We start from the raw sequence: 14,584 nt of genomic DNA, 5'->3' as shown, positions 1-14,584 counted from the left end.
TCTACACATCCGCGCACACCCAGCAGCTAACTTCTCTTTGCCCTATTGTACAGCATTCCCTCCCGCAACTGTTCTACTATCTCCAATCTGTTCTGTGGCTATGAGGCTATGATTAACTGAAATATTGTAAGAGGGTGGCACATTACCACCGCAAAGGGGAACTGAACCATGATTCTGTTAGCTTATTCACTTGTCTGTCTGATCTTCGGCACTACCTTCCTGGCCATCAAAATCGGCGTAGATGCCGGAGCGCCGCCATTCTTCTCTGCGGGTCTGCGTTTTTTCACGGCGGGTGCGGTGCTGTTCCTGTTCATGGTTCTGCGGGGCAAAGCCCGCTTCTCCCTGCTGCTGCGCAAAGAAATGCTGCTCACAGGAGCAGCCCTGACCTTCGGCACCTTCGCCGCGCTCTACTGGGCGGAACAATATGTATCTTCCGGGCTTGCTGCCGTATTGTCAGCCACCGGACCGATGATGATTCTGCTGATGCAGACGGTCTTCATGCGCCAAAAAGCTCCCGCCTACTCCCTGCTCGGCTGTATTATCGGGTTCACTGGAGTCCTGCTGCTGGTGCTGCCCAGCCTGGCGGCTGACGTCACTCCGCTCTGGCTGATCGGCTGTGTGGTGGTGCTGATGGGGGAACTCTGCTACGCGGCGGGGGCGATCTATTCCAAAAAAGTAATCACCACCTTCTCCGCCGAGTCCCCCGTGGCTCTGAACGCTGCCCAGATGATGTACGGCGGGGCGCTGCTGTTCATCATTTCCCTGTTCACAGAGCCGCTGCACCCGTCCTTCCTGTTGTCATTCAAGACCGCAAGTTCCCTGCTCTACCTGACCGTTGTCGGCTCCATGGTCGGACATACCCTGTTCTACTGGCTTGTCTCCAAGACGAATCCGGTTTTTCCATCCACCTGGCTGTATATCTCTCCGCCGATTGCCGTCGGGGTAGGCTTCCTGTTCTATAACGAGACCGTGACCTGGGTAACGCTGCTTGGCGTGTTCACGATTATATTGGGAACCATCCTTGTGAATGCCGGCGCACTGAAGCAGCTGTTCTTCAAGCCTAAACCGGTAATACCCGTTCTTCCAAAAGCAAGCGTTGAACCCCTGGTTCAGGAGTAACTGCTGCGCTTCTCCCCGAACACAAACAGCCTGCACCCTGACTTAAAGGGATCCAGGCTGTTCTGTTATTTTCACACACTTCACGCCAATGGGCGTCTACGGCTGCTCTTCTGAACTGAAATACAAATTCAGCGGCAATTCCTTATCGCTCTCGGAGCTATTGACCATTCTGTAGGTGATGAATAGCTTATTCTCACCCTCGCCGTGCGTCCAGGACTCTTCTACTGCCCCTGTCAGCGGCTTCAACGGAAAGGTCATCCCGTCAATCGACTGGAGTGATTCCTCTACTTTGTCAGCCTCTGCCTCATCCCCTGGTTTGTATTGGCTCAGGAAAGCACGTACCAGTTCTCTCGCATCCTCATACCCGCTGTCCGATCTGGGAAAAACCGTCCCGATCCGGTAACCGGTAATCTTACCGTTTGTGACATCTGCTGTCATCTGCTGGATGAATTCTTTTTGATTGACGGTCAGTTTTTCGTCCAGCATCAGTGTACCCAAGGTTGTATCGTACGCTTGAGCAGCATCCTTCATTCCCAGAGTAGTAAGCCCTTCTTCAATCGGTTGCTTGAATACGGCCCGGTGCTTCTCTACCTGTGCGAACAGCTCGTTATATTGGGGTGTATCCTTGCTGCAGCCCGCTGTTAATAAGGAAAGAACCACTATTCCACAGATGAGCAAAAAGTATGATCGTCTCAAATGAACCTACCTCCTTCCAAGGATACCGCCGGTCGCCGCCCCGGATGCCATACCATGTTCATCCCAGCTTTATGATTCTACTGCATTTTTCAGTAACATATTGATCATGAGTAACGATTATAATCGTTTTCCCTTCGTCATTGAGCTCCTTTAGAATCCTCATGATTTCATTTCTATTCTCCGCATCCAACGAACCTGTAGGTTCATCAGCTAATATCATTTCGGAAGGTTTTAATAGAATTCTTGCGATAGCAACCCTTTGCTGTTCTCCACCCGAAAGTTCATGTATCTTTTGTTTAAGTGAAATCTCTAGACCCATCCGCTTAAGGACAGCCATTTTCATTTTCCGCTTTTCTTTCTTTCCTACTTTAGAATACATAAGTGGTATTTCCAAATTATACTCAACGGTTTCATTATCAATTAATGCATAATTTTGAAACAGATACGAGATCTTTGTCCGGAGAAGCCTGTTTCTACGGAGGGGACCAATTCTCTGATCTTTCTCGTCAAACAATTTGATCCTGCCGCTATCAGGTTTTTCAAGTAACCCAAGGATATTCAATAGGGTCGTCTTCCCCGAACCGCTTTTCCCCGTAATAGCTACCATCTCCCCTTTTGAGACGGTCATATTGATATTATCTATGACTTTATGATTATTATACTTTTTACATATATCAACAAGTTCACATATAGTATTCATATCTTTAATTCCCCCCCTTTAAAACTTTCACTTTGTTTTTCTTTTCTATGAGTAAAATCGCTACGGAAGAAGCTATAAAATCGAACAATAGCAGAATAGCTGCAACTATAAGCATTCTAGGCTCAATTCCTTTATCCATGACACCACAGATCACTATTTGGACTAACCATACGAGTGAGAATAAAATGGCGTATTCCTTATAAGTTTTGAAAAACCCTGTACCAAATAATCTTCGAACGATAAGCTTATGCTGGTTTTTGTTAAAATAGATGATAATATTCTGAGTTGTAAGCAATATGAAGCCTGACGCTAGTCCCAACATAGTAAGGAGGCTTTCCTTCATCGCATTTTGCTTTTGATAAATTTCCTCTAAAATATATTGATCAATCGTAACCAAGTGTTTTAAATTATCATCCACTTTCAATTCTTTAAACTTTGGCTCCAGCGTTTTATACGTTAACAGCGGATCTCTGTTCATCAGCTTTATTTTTAACGGATCTCCCGGTCCCCGCCCTAATATGGAATCTCTGTCTGTGAGCACACTGTTGGACTCGGTTACAACCTCAATAATGGGATCAACTATCACATTGTTCTCAGAAGGAATTACTTTCGGATTAAAACTAAATATCCTTTGATTATTACTAATCCACTTGATGTCAATTTTTTGATTTTGGATCCGATCAGGAATCACCTTTTTGTAAAACTCCTGATCATTTCCCATATTATTTTTTCTCATTTGTAGAAAGAAACTTACAATCTCTTCTTCCTTGTCCCGATATTTTTCAGGCACCAACAACACCCAGTCGCTAATATCCTCAGAGATTTGCACAGCCTCATTATTGATATCAAAAACCGGAAACTCTTGCAGGTAGTTATTGTTTGCCTTTATAGAACGTATTCCTTTCCAATTCCTGTCTAAAAGAAGCTGATCCTCCTCATAACTTTGGGTTTCTATTAATATAGCCCCCATCTTATTCAGCAAGAAATAAAGCTCATCATGCGAAGTTAATTCAAATAAGGAATCCCTTCCAAATATTCTATCTCCGTCGTAGCCATTGTTTACCGGATAAAGTACTCCGTAGTCCTTACTATGCTCCCAATTTTTCAACTCATGCTGCTTATCATTAATAGATGTATATTCCGACCATGTTGAAAGTCCTACTAAGACCAAAAGGATGGAACAACCAATCTTGATAAGCATATTTAACACAAAGATAGGATTGGTGTATTTGTAATGTTTGATAATACTAATGATCTTAATCCTCATAATATACAAATGTGAAACTAGGGAAAGGATGATCAGTAGAAGAAAAACTTTAAGCTGGTTTGAAATCACTGTGTATATAAATATGTAAGATGTATTTTTTACTAAAAGGGCAAGAAGAAATGAAACGGTTACAGAAAATATAAACACAGAGGTTATAAGTTTTCCTACCAGCACAAACCATACACGAATATTTGATACGCCATGCATTTTCAATATTCCTATTCTTCTGGACTCATTGAATAAGTAATAGATAAGTAAAACTACTGCACATCCATAAATGGCATAGCTTAAATAGGTTAAAATGGTGATCCAGGGAAAGGTAACCATGTGCATTTCATCACCATTTGAATCTTTTACAAAATCCTCAGCAGTAAAAATACTATCATTTTTGTTATAATACTTATTCGCCTTATCCACAAATAGGTTTATAAAATCATTAAAAGCTTTGTCGTCAGCTGCTTCTGCATAGTATGTTCCTTGAACAGGAAAAATCTCATAAGATGATTTTAACGGCTTTATGCTGATTCTGTTGTTATCTCCGAAATCTCTAATTTCACCAATCTGATGACTACCTTCTAAATGAACTGTGGATAAATAGAAATTAGTTTGTTTGGTGTCTGCTTGTGTTAGATATCTTCCCTGGGTAAGCTTAAAATGATTAAAAAGATCTGTGCTGGCTGTCAGCAATATATATTTAAAAATCTCTACTTCATCGTTCTCTTTATAATTAATACCGGCCCGTAAAATATTCACTTTGGAAGCTTCTGCTGCTGAAGCTAATATCGGGTAAACCTCCTTAGGGCTTGCAAGTCCGGGTAAATTCGGAATTACAAATTCCTTGCCCACGGTTTGTTCTATATTCTTAACCTTCTCAAATTCTTCATAATCCGTTCGAAGATATGCAGTATAATAAGAAAACAAAAATGCCGCTACTAGAAATAGTAAGGATATTTTTTTCAAGTTCAACAATCTCCTTATAAGAAAAAAGTGTGATACTCCACTTCAAAAGTGGAATATCACATCATTTTAATGATGACTTTTATCTAAATCCCAATTATTTTTTATAAACATCCCAGTATGCATATCCTGTGCTGCTTTTGTTACCATAGATCTCGGATTTAGCTGTGGTTTTTGCATATTTCCAACCACTTGTATGAGATTCACTTCCTAATTTGGTCGAAGCTTTATGCGACAACTCAGAATGGTCATATTGTGACCATACATGCTTTTGATTTCCAACTTTTTCAGTTCCGTAGTTCCAGGTTCCGCCACCCACACTTGTACTTGCGAACGGAGTAATCATTGCATTGGTTAATTTCACTGAACCACTTGTTGCTCCATTTGCACTGGCAGCCATAGCTGGTGTTAGTGATGATAAGGTAAGTACTCCTGCTATTACTATTGAACTTAATGTATGTTTTTTGAACATTTATGAACCTCTCCTTATAAATTTTTGAGTTTACACAGATAAAGTTAAAATGTAAAATGCTACATAGGTTCTTAGATACCCACCCAATCAAAAACTTTCTCAGGGTCAAGATATGGAGGTATATAGGAACCCTTTTTCCTCATTCGGCGGCCTAATATTTGACATAATTCTTCTCACCTCCTTTCATTATCAATAAAACTAAATTATAAATAAAAGAAAAGATATGTTATATCATTCCATTTTTTCCTTTCAAAAAGCTTAACACACCAAATTTTGTTATTCAATACTTTGGTGTCTAATCATGGGCAAAAACATCATTTCATGTTATATCAGACAATAGCGAATTCCCCGGTTCAGTTACGATCCACATCACAAAACAAGGGTCTCCCTAAAGTCCGGCAGGACTTCGGGAAACCCTTGTCTTTTATCAACTTATGCTTATGCGTCATCCGCTGCTCTTGCGCCGCTTAGCGAATGCGCCCGTGATTTCGGAGCAGCTCGCTGTTATCCTTCTCAGTCACTTCACCGAAGCTTCCAGGCCGGGTGCCTTCCTGTCTGGCGGCTTCCTGGGCCTGCCGTTCCTCCAGATCCTGGAGCCTGCGGTCGGCTGTATGATCCGGGATCTTATCGATGCCGTTACGCGTGCCGGAATACAGATCTCCTGTCATTCCCGGCCGCTTCATATCCTCCACTGCGCTTCGCTCCGGGAGATCATGCTCCGTGGCTGAATTCATCGTGTCCAGCCCCGTATCATGTCTGCCTTCGAGACCTGAGCCATTGAACGCGGCATCCACCGCGTCTGTTACGGAGTCCCGTGGAGCATTCACATCCGCATCCGTAGCCGTACCGGCAGTGCCGGCATCCCTCATATAGCGGTCAGCATTCGCCGAATTATGGTTGCGGAATACAGTGTATACGTCCTTTTCGCGGGAGATATCTGCATCCACCATGACCAAAATGCGGCCTTCGTCCACATAGTTGTCATAGCTCGCAGCTTCATCCTCCGGAATGCCTAATCCGATCAGCCCGCCGACCAGACCACCCGTTCCAGCCCCTACCGCAACGCCTGTTAAGGTGGCTGCAATCGGCCCCGCTGCGATAATCGGCCCGATTCCCGGAATCGCCAGGGCGCCGATGCCTGCCAGCAGTCCGGTCACACCACCAAGGATACCGCCGGTCGCCGCCCCGGAAGCTATACCCTCCGGCACCTTCGTCCCGGTCTCATCATTGATCGCTTCCACATCGCGTTTATTTCTCGCTATCACTGAGATATCCTCTGTCAGAAAGCCGTGCGCCTTCAAGTCTTCAATAGCCCGTGAAGCTTCATGCTCTGTATGGAACACACCTACAATTTTCTTATTCATAACGATTCCCTCCTGGTAGCTGATTTAGGTTGTTAATGGTTTGACTCTCGCTTTACTTTCACATCCCTTACTTAACCAAACCCTTCTCCGCGAAACTGGTAACTTTCGATCTTGAGCCGGGTTCCGCAAAAAAATTTATGAAACAGGAAATTGCCCGCCGGACACATTTTCCACAAATTCAGTGATTTGAAGTCAGCTTAGATCACACTGAATTCTCCAATTGATGACAGTTATTAAGCCTTTGGGAACAATGCTCCAATCTCCTTACAGCGCGGCCAAAAGAGACTATACTCCTCGTATAACAGGTAAGCTACTCTTATAGAATCCAGGGGGAAACCGCGATGAATATGCGTCTGAAGGTACTCAAGAAACATCTGCTCTTCTGCTGCAGTGAGCACTGCAATAACCAGGATGTCCTGGATGTCATGCAGGAATTCAAAGAGCAACTAGTGGAGCAAGGGATCAACAAGACGGTCAAAATCAACAAAACCAGCTGTCTCGGCCTATGCGGCAACGGCCCTTTTGTCATCGTGTATCCGGACGGGGTCTGGTATTACAATGTAACGACGGAGAATGTGGCCCGTATCGTGGAGGAGCATCTGGTGAACGGACAGCCGGTAGAAGAGCTGGTTATGCTCAAAATGGAAGCCTGATTCCCAGCAGCCCCAGCCTGCCTTCAGCCTCATACTCCTAGTCCCTCCCCTCCCCGGGCTGGGACTATTTGCGGTTGTCCGGTCCTCCTCCTTCTGAGGTATACTAGAGGTATATGTTCATTAGGAGTGTCATCATCCTTTTAGGAAATGAGGCTGCACGCATGACTGTATTCAAATATAACGCCCATCGCCCTCACCGGGCCAATCCTGACTTATACCTGCATTACTGGGGCCAGGAGCAGTGCGCACCCGGTCATTCATTCGGACCCGGAGTACGCAACCTGTACAAAGTCCACTTCATTCACGCCGGAACCGGCAAGGTAACCGTCGGTGAAGCCACCCATACATTGAACGCAGGGCAGGCCTTCCTCACTTATCCGCATGTGGTCACGCATTATGCCGCAGATCAGGATGATCCTTGGCTGTATTCCTGGATTGCTTTTACCGGGGAGGAGGCAAGTTATCTGCTGGGACGGACTTCCCTTACCCCGGAGCAGCCGGTGTTCCCGATGGACCAGGTGCTGATGCCCTCGCTGTCTGCCAGGTTATCGGAGACGGGAAGCAGCGGGGAGCTGCTGGACCTGCCGCTGAAGGTGATGCTCTATGAGTTCTTCGCCCTGCTGCTGCGCACGGTCCCGGCTGCCGACAGCCCGGCTCCGCGCAGCAGAAGTGTCTATGTGGAGCAGTGCCTGCATTACCTCCAAGCCCACTACGCCGAGAATGTGACGATGGAGAGTCTGTCCGCTTCCCTGAAGCTGGACCGCAAATATATGTCGGCGCTGTTCAAGCGGACGGTCGGCTTGCCGCCGCAGCAATATCTGCTCCAATTCCGTATGTCCAAAGCCTGCGAGCTGCTGACAGAGACAGGCTGCACCATCGGGGAGATCTCGCAATCCGTGGGGTATCAGGATGCTTTGCTCTTTTCCCGGATGTTCAAGAAGGTGAAGGGCTGCTCGCCCAAAGAATACCGGCTCCGCCATGCAGATACGGACATTGTGCTATAAAAATCATCCTTGCTGACATACGATTGAAAGCGTTTATCCGCTACAATTAGGGGGGTATGAAGTCCCGCACAACTTAAATTTAGGAGGAATCCAATATGTATATCGCCAATCCTGAACGTTATGACACGATGAAATATAACCGCACCGGACGCAGCGGCCTGCTGCTCCCGGCCATCTCCCTCGGGCTGTGGCATAATTTCGGCGGCAATGATGTCTTTGAGAACGGCCGCGCTATGGTCCGCCGGGCATTTGACTTAGGAATCACCCACTTCGACCTCGCTAATAACTACGGTCCGCCCGCCGGCTCTGCCGAAGAGAGCTTCGGGCAGATGCTGAAGAAGGATCTTGCCCCTTACCGCGATGAGCTGATCATCTCCAGCAAAGCAGGATACTATATGTGGCCCGGCCCTTACGGTGAATGGGGCTCCAAGAAGTATCTCGTCTCCAGTCTGGATCAGAGCCTGAAGCGGATGGGGCTGGATTATGTAGACATCTACTACCACCACCGTCCAGACCCGAATACGCCGCTGGAAGAAACCATGTCCGCCCTCGACCTGCTGGTACGCCAGGGCAAGGCGCTGTATGTGGGCCTCTCGAACTATAGACCGGAGGAAGCGCGTGAAGCCGCGCAGATTCTCCGCCGCCTGGGCACGCCTTGCCTGATCCATCAGCCGAACTATTCGATGATGTCGCGCTGGATCGAGGACGGCCTGCAGGATGTGCTGGAGGAAGAGGGCATCGGCACCATCGCCTTCTCCCCGCTGCAAAAAGGGATTCTGACGGACCGCTACCTGAACGGCATCGCAGCCGATTCCCGCGCAGCCGGACCGAGTGTCTTCCTCTCGGAGAAGGAGCTCACGCCTGAGGTGCTTGCCAAGGTTGGCAAGCTGAACGAGATTGCGGCGGCACGCGGACAGAAGATGTCCCAGCTCGCCTTATCGTGGGTACTGCGCGGCGGCAAGGTGACCTCTGCACTGATCGGGGCAAGCAAGATCAGCCAGATCGAGGATGCCGTAGCTTCACTGAATGCGCCTGAGCTAAGCGCGGAAGAGCTGGAGCAGATTGAGACGATTCTGCGCGGATAAGCCGGGGCGGATACTGCACCTGCCGAACCTACAGATCATAGATCATAGATTATGACGGCAATCCTGCCCACCGCTCGCGGTGGTGCAGGATTCTTTTTTTGTGCAGATCTCCCTAACACATTGAACCTTGAAGCATTCCCTCCCGAGTGCTTACGGTATGCGTGAATGCTATAATGAACTCATTCATAACCATCACTGCGTAACGAAAGGACATCCGATGAAGACTAACCGATTGGGGCAATCCGATTTACATGTAAGTGCCATGGGGCTTGGCTGCATGTCGCTGGGGACAGAGGAAGCGCAGGCCACCGCCATTATCCACGAAGCGCTCGAACGCGGAATTAACTTCCTGGATACCGCCGACCTCTACGATGAGGGCCGCAATGAGGAGATTGTCGGTCAGGCCATCCGGCACCGCCGCGCCGATGTGATCCTGGCGACCAAGGTGGGCAACCGCAGAATTCCCGGCAAGGAAGGCTGGAGCTGGGATGCCTCCAAGGCCTATATCCGCTCCGCTGTGAAGGAGAGTCTGCGCAGGCTGCAGACCGATTATATTGACCTGTATCAGCTGCACGGAGGAACGCTGGAGGATGATATCGATGAGACGATTGAGGCCTTCGAGGAGCTGAAGCGGGAAGGGGTAATACGGCATTACGGCATCTCCTCCATCCGGCCGAATGTGATCCGGGAATATGTGCAGCGCTCCGGTATCGTCAGCGTGATGAGCCAGTATAGCATTCTCGACAGACGCCCGGAGGAGAGCATTCTTCCGCTGCTGGGCCGCGCGGGCATCAGCCTGATTGCACGGGGGCCGCTGGCTAGCGGCATTCTGACCGATCATGGCCGCACCAAGGCGCAGCGGGCGTATCTCGACTATACGGAGGCAGAGCTTACGGAGCTGCATGATCAACTGATGAGCCAGACTACCCTTACCCGGACGCTGACGCAGACCGCGCTGCAATATCCGCTGGCCGATCCAGCGGTTGCCGCCGTGATCCCGGGGGCCAGCAGCCTGGAGCAGCTGCGGCAGAATATTGCGGCTGCCCGCTCGCAGCCGCTCTCTGCACTGGAGCTTGAAGCTGTTCGGGATTCCAGCAAGACAGGACGGTATACCCTGCACGTTTAGAGCGTGCTTACAGCCAAGTGGAAACGGCTTCGCCGTCCTTTTAAAAGACGGTACCGTTTCAGCGAGAAATAGAAGGATAATTTATATCGTAAAATATATAAATTCTTATATTTTAACAGAAGAAGCTGTCCGGAAACTGTAGGCATTACAGTCTCTGGACAGCTTCTTATTTTTTGCTTAGCTTCTTAATTTTCTACCTATGAGCGCGATTCCTTGCCTTAACTATCCACGTAATTAATGCAGCCACAAACACCACTGCGGTAATGAGCCAGGTCAGCAGGAACGCCATGCCCAGCCCGATATTGGCATCCAGCGCTTCCCTTCTGCTCTCCAGAATCAGCATCACTGCCAGCGGTGCTCCGCTGGCTATCAGGAGAACCGTCATGCTGTAGCGGGCGAAATTCGTCCGCTTCTGAATAGCCGCGTATAAGCACAGGTATGAAGCAATCAATAATACGAAGGATAATACAGCTTCCCATTCCAGTCTAACCATCCTGTCATCACTCCTTCTCCATAGGAACCGGGGATTGCGTTATAGTATAGCGGCTGCGGCAGGCAGATGCAAATGACACTGCCGCTGAAGCAGCCTAGCCAAAAAACTGCGTAATATAGACCATCGCCAGCAGCCCGAAGATAAACGAATACGTCGAGGGCCGTTCAAATCCGTGGCCGTGGCTCTCCGGGATCAGCTCCTTATACACGATGAAGAGCATTGCCCCGGCAGCAAATGCCAGCCCGTATCCAACCACATTCTGTACATAGCTGGCTGTAAAATACCCGATCACAGCCGACACCATCTCCATCAGTCCGGTCAACGCGGCTATGATTAGGGCCTTGCGCCGGCTGGCGCGGGCATTCATGAGGAAAATCGCAAGAATCAGCCCTTCCGGCATATTCTGAGCGCCGATCGCAATCGCCACCATTGGGCCGAGGCTTGTCTGCTCGCTGGCATAGCTGAAGCCTGTGCTGAGCCCTTCAGGGATGTTATGAATGAACAGCGCAATCATGACGAGCAGCGCTTTGGAATCCAGATTGCTGAGGCCGGGCTTATTCTCCACATCGATATGCGGAATATGACTCTCGATCAGATCGAGCAGCAATACGCCGGTAATCAGCCCCAGAGTCAGCGCGGTAATACCCGATTCCTTAATGGCTTGCGGCATCAGCCCGAAGGTGCTTGCAGAGACCATGATCCCGGCGGTGAAGGCCACCAGCACATCCTTCCACAGCTCGGACAGCCGCCTTACGAACAGAATAGGAATAACGCCCAGCACCGTTGCCATTGCAGACAAAAAGCTGCCTAAAAGTGCACCCGCCAAATCTTCAACCCCTTTTGTGGACAGGACTATAGATCAAGCATATGCTCAAGGCAGCTATAAATAGACCCAAGCTTCAAAGTCTCACATACCGTCCCAGCCCCCGGTCTTCAAGCTCTGCCTTCGGGACGAACAGAAGGGCGGCAGAATAGATATGATAATGCTGCTTCGCCGGCTCCGGTCCGTCAAAGGTTAGATACCCCAGATAAGCTCCGCTTAACCTGCTGCGCAGCACAGTCCGCACCTGTCCGCCGCTATAATCGGCTTCCCGCCGGATTATCCCCTCTTCCACCGGACCCGTGAAGCTGGGCCAGCCTGTGCCGGAATCGAATTTGGCTGCCGAGCTGAACAGCGGATCACCGCTGATCACATCCGTGTAAAGGCCCTCCTCGAAGTGGTCCCAATACGCATTCTGGTAGGCAGGCTCCGCGCCTTTGTTCTGGGTGACCTCATATTGCAGCTCCGTGAGCTGCCCCCGCAGCCGCTTCTTATCCTCACGGCTGTTCCAGTGCAGCGCTGTGAAGTCGTCACGGCCCGAGCCCTTCTGATATAGCTTATAATCCAGCGGATGGGTCCGGTAATAGTGCTGATGCTCCGCTTCCGCAGGATAGAACGGCGCAGCCGGCAGGATGGGCGTCACAATCGGCGCCTTGAAGCGCTTGCTGGCCTTCAGCCTCTCCTTCGACAGCTCCGCCTGCTTCCGCTGCTCTTCATTATGAATGAAGATTGCCGGAGCGTAAGAATGCCCCCGGTCCATGAACTGCCCGCCGTCATCCGTCGGATCGATCAGCTGCCAATAGATGTCCAGCAGCCGTTCATACGGGAACAGCTCCGGATCATAGACAATCTGCACCGCCTCCCGGTGTCCGGTAGTTTCCGATCCTACCTCTTCATAGGTCGGATTCTCCGTATGCCCTCCTGTATAACCCGACACCACCGAGACGATGCCCGGCAGCTCGTCGAACGGCTTGACCATACACCAGAAGCAGCCGCCGGCGAAGGTCGCCAGCTGCAGCGTATCATTCGTAGTCAAACAGACCGCCTCCCTGCATGCTTTTCCCCTATTATATCTGAATATCCCGCTTCTCCAAAACGGTCAGGGCGATGGTTAGAGACAGCAAGATCCAAGCTGCAGGAATCCACAACGCGCGGATATAATCCCCCGTCCCCGAGAGCAGAATCAGCTGTGAGTTCTCCACGTATATCCCCGAGAATTTGAAAATCTGCGTCATCAGGGAATGCTCAGAAATTGCGCGAAGAACCGCAGAGGAGGTATCCTTGAGATACCCGCTGAGCAGCAGGTTACCGAAGATGAAGAAGAATGCGGCCACCACCGCCGAAGCCGGTTTGCGGATCAGCATCCCCAGCATCATGATTGCTGCACAATAAGCTGCCAGATAGAGCAGATTCAGTCCCAAGGCTGTCAGACCAGCCGCCAGATCCTCTGTATATCCGGCATGTCCTACCGGCGCTCCTGTGATCAGCGCTGCCGCAAGAGAGAACAGATAGAACAAACCGTAGAACTCCAGCAGCCATCCCAGAACGGCAAGCAGCTCCAGCACATATTTACCGGTGAAGTATTTCGCCTTGCTATGCCCGGCAGCAATAATATTCTGCACCGAGCCATGCTCGAAGCCCTCCGTTGCGAAAAAGCAGGCATGCAGCGGAATAACCAAATAGAACAGAATGGAGAACGAAGCAGCCGTCTGGAGCGGCTCTGCATAACTGCTTAAGGAATAACCGCCTTTGCTGCCCAGAATTAGAACAAGTGCGAGGCTGGCTAAGGCGAAGACTGCGGTGACGCTTTTAAAGGCCAAATCTTTACGCAAATAATAGATTTCAGCCTGCCAGAGGTTCCTCATCTTCCTCCGCCCCCGATCAAATCCATATAATACTGCTCCAGATTAGGCGCAGTCAGCTGAAAGCCGTCAACCGGGATCTCCCGCTGCACGAGAAGAGACATCAGGCGCTCCAGATCCACCCCGCTTCGGGGAAGCTCGATCTCTCCGGTCTGCTTGATCCGGATATCCCCGCGCCTAAGCTCCTGCCTCAGCATCTCAGCTACGGCTGCTGCCGGAGAAGATGTGCTAATACAGATCATCACCTGTGCAGTCTGCTGCAATTCAGCAGCCGAAATCTCCTGAATCAACCGGCCTTGATGAATGAAGCCGTATTTACCAGCCAGCAGTTGCAGTTCACTCAGAATATGGCTGGAGATCAGAAGAGTCACGCCTTGTTCCCGGGATAGTTGCTCCAGGATATGCCTGACCTCCACAATTCCCGCAGGGTCCAGTCCATTCACCGGCTCATCCAGCACCAGGAACTCCGGCCGGTTCAGCAGGGCGACGGCAATTCCCAGCCGCTGGCGCATGCCAAGCGAATACTCGCCCGCCTTCTTCGGTCCCGCCTCATCCAGACCTACAAGCTTCAGCACTTCAGCACTTCTGCCCTTATCCCTGATTCCGAAGATCCGGCAGTAAAAGCACAGATTCTCCATCGCATTCATATGAGGATAGAGCGAAGGCCGTTCAATCAGGAAGCCGACACGGCGTCTGGCCGCAATCTGTCTCTCCTTGCTCTGCTCTCCGAATAAGGCCATCCTTCCGGCTGTCGGATGCACCAGACCACCGATGATTCTCATCAGCGTTGTTTTGCCCGCCCCGTTCTCCCCTACGAATCCGTACACATCCCCAGCCTCAATGCTCATGCAGAGCTGATCCAGCGCAACCCCTGAAGGGTACTCCTTGGATAAGCCCTCAGCCTCAAATACTGTTGCCGTCAAAGCAAACACTCCTTTTCCCTCTCAAATCTGTTGATGGCATAAC

The 14,584-nt window shown here is 49.7% G+C and carries 14 protein-coding genes and 1 pseudogene; 5 read left to right on the top strand and 10 right to left on the bottom strand.

Annotation, left to right across the window (positions count from 1 at the left end; all coding sequences use genetic code 11):
* The first annotated feature begins 168 nt into the window (after nt 1-168).
* Nucleotides 169-1,119 (top strand): DMT family transporter, encoded by a 951-nt coding sequence (locus C173_RS05900; RefSeq protein ID WP_036723227.1) that lies wholly within the window; start codon nt 169-171, stop codon nt 1,117-1,119.
* A 96-nt stretch (nt 1,120-1,215) separates the two neighbouring features.
* Here C173_RS05900 and C173_RS05895 read toward each other — a convergent pair whose 3' ends face one another.
* From C173_RS05895 to C173_RS35465, 5 genes and pseudogenes are all read right to left on the bottom strand, one after another.
* Nucleotides 1,216-1,815: a hypothetical protein gene (locus C173_RS05895; protein ID WP_155991291.1), complete on the bottom strand. Its 600-nt coding sequence runs from the start codon at nt 1,813-1,815 to the stop codon at nt 1,216-1,218.
* Between the two features lie 58 nt (nt 1,816-1,873).
* Nucleotides 1,874-2,515, bottom strand: a complete 642-nt coding sequence (locus C173_RS05890; RefSeq protein ID WP_036723224.1) for an ABC transporter ATP-binding protein — start codon at nt 2,513-2,515, stop codon at nt 1,874-1,876.
* Nucleotides 2,516-2,519: 4 nt separating this feature from the next.
* Nucleotides 2,520-4,742, bottom strand: coding sequence for a DUF1430 domain-containing protein (locus C173_RS05885; protein ID WP_036723223.1), 2,223 nt, complete (start codon nt 4,740-4,742; stop codon nt 2,520-2,522).
* Between the two features lie 94 nt (nt 4,743-4,836).
* The gene (locus C173_RS33550) at nt 4,837-5,211 is read right to left on the bottom strand and encodes a lactococcin 972 family bacteriocin (protein WP_076079484.1); all 375 of its coding nucleotides are present in this window, start codon (nt 5,209-5,211) and stop codon (nt 4,837-4,839) included.
* An 869-nt stretch (nt 5,212-6,080) separates the two neighbouring features.
* Nucleotides 6,081-6,575 (bottom strand): annotated as a pseudogene (locus C173_RS35465) (general stress protein); the annotation flags it as partial.
* A 341-nt stretch (nt 6,576-6,916) separates the two neighbouring features.
* Here C173_RS35465 and C173_RS05875 point away from each other — a divergent pair.
* From C173_RS05875 to C173_RS05860, 4 genes are all read left to right on the top strand, one after another.
* The gene (locus tag C173_RS05875; RefSeq protein ID WP_051477839.1) at nt 6,917-7,228 is read left to right on the top strand and encodes a (2Fe-2S) ferredoxin domain-containing protein; all 312 of its coding nucleotides are present in this window, start codon (nt 6,917-6,919) and stop codon (nt 7,226-7,228) included.
* Nucleotides 7,229-7,389: 161 nt separating this feature from the next.
* Nucleotides 7,390-8,232, top strand: coding sequence for an AraC family transcriptional regulator (locus C173_RS05870; protein ID WP_036723222.1), 843 nt, complete (start codon nt 7,390-7,392; stop codon nt 8,230-8,232).
* 95 nt (nt 8,233-8,327) lie between these two features.
* Entirely contained in the window at nt 8,328-9,317 is a 990-nt protein-coding gene (locus tag C173_RS05865; protein WP_036723221.1) for an aldo/keto reductase, read from the top strand.
* 217 nt (nt 9,318-9,534) lie between these two features.
* Nucleotides 9,535-10,443, top strand: a complete 909-nt coding sequence (locus tag C173_RS05860) for an aldo/keto reductase (RefSeq protein WP_036723220.1) — start codon at nt 9,535-9,537, stop codon at nt 10,441-10,443.
* A 193-nt stretch (nt 10,444-10,636) separates the two neighbouring features.
* Here C173_RS05860 and C173_RS05855 read toward each other — a convergent pair whose 3' ends face one another.
* The 5 genes from C173_RS05855 to C173_RS05835 form a co-directional block, all read right to left on the bottom strand.
* Nucleotides 10,637-10,936: a hypothetical protein gene (locus C173_RS05855; protein ID WP_036723218.1), complete on the bottom strand. Its 300-nt coding sequence runs from the start codon at nt 10,934-10,936 to the stop codon at nt 10,637-10,639.
* Nucleotides 10,937-11,030: 94 nt separating this feature from the next.
* Entirely contained in the window at nt 11,031-11,762 is a 732-nt protein-coding gene (locus tag C173_RS05850) for a ZIP family metal transporter (RefSeq protein WP_036723217.1), read from the bottom strand.
* A gap of 73 nt (nt 11,763-11,835) precedes the next feature.
* Entirely contained in the window at nt 11,836-12,792 is a 957-nt protein-coding gene (msrA, locus tag C173_RS05845) for a peptide-methionine (S)-S-oxide reductase MsrA (protein ID WP_036723216.1), read from the bottom strand.
* Nucleotides 12,793-12,823: 31 nt separating this feature from the next.
* Nucleotides 12,824-13,621, bottom strand: a complete 798-nt coding sequence (locus C173_RS05840; protein WP_036723214.1) for an ABC transporter permease — start codon at nt 13,619-13,621, stop codon at nt 12,824-12,826.
* Nucleotides 13,618-14,541, bottom strand: a complete 924-nt coding sequence (locus tag C173_RS05835; RefSeq protein ID WP_036723212.1) for an ABC transporter ATP-binding protein — start codon at nt 14,539-14,541, stop codon at nt 13,618-13,620. The genes C173_RS05840 and C173_RS05835 overlap by 4 nt, the downstream gene beginning before the upstream one ends.
* Nucleotides 14,542-14,584: the final 43 nt, after the last annotated feature.

The sequence above is a fragment of the Paenibacillus sp. FSL R7-277 genome (genome assembly GCF_000517965.1).
GTDB lineage: Bacteria > Bacillota > Bacilli > Paenibacillales > Paenibacillaceae > Paenibacillus_AQ > Paenibacillus_AQ silagei.
Note: the sequence above shows the minus strand (reverse complement) of the source record. Positions and strands in the feature narration are given on the sequence as shown.

Bases quoted from the DNA above. Each gene is read 5' to 3' on its own strand.
- C173_RS05900 (WP_036723227.1), top strand. From the start codon at position 169: ATGATTCTGTTAGCTTATTCACTTGTCTGTCTGATCTTCGGCACTACC.
- C173_RS05890 (WP_036723224.1), bottom strand. From the start codon at position 2,515: ATGAATACTATATGTGAACTTGTTGATATATGTAAAAAGTATAATAAT.
- C173_RS33550 (WP_076079484.1), bottom strand. From the start codon at position 5,211: ATGTTCAAAAAACATACATTAAGTTCAATAGTAATAGCAGGAGTACTT.
- C173_RS05875 (WP_051477839.1), top strand. From the start codon at position 6,917: ATGAATATGCGTCTGAAGGTACTCAAGAAACATCTGCTCTTCTGCTGC.
- C173_RS05870 (WP_036723222.1), top strand. From the start codon at position 7,390: ATGACTGTATTCAAATATAACGCCCATCGCCCTCACCGGGCCAATCCT.
- C173_RS05865 (WP_036723221.1), top strand. From the start codon at position 8,328: ATGTATATCGCCAATCCTGAACGTTATGACACGATGAAATATAACCGC.
- C173_RS05860 (WP_036723220.1), top strand. From the start codon at position 9,535: ATGAAGACTAACCGATTGGGGCAATCCGATTTACATGTAAGTGCCATG.
- C173_RS05855 (WP_036723218.1), bottom strand. From the start codon at position 10,936: ATGGTTAGACTGGAATGGGAAGCTGTATTATCCTTCGTATTATTGATT.
- C173_RS05840 (WP_036723214.1), bottom strand. From the start codon at position 13,621: ATGAGGAACCTCTGGCAGGCTGAAATCTATTATTTGCGTAAAGATTTG.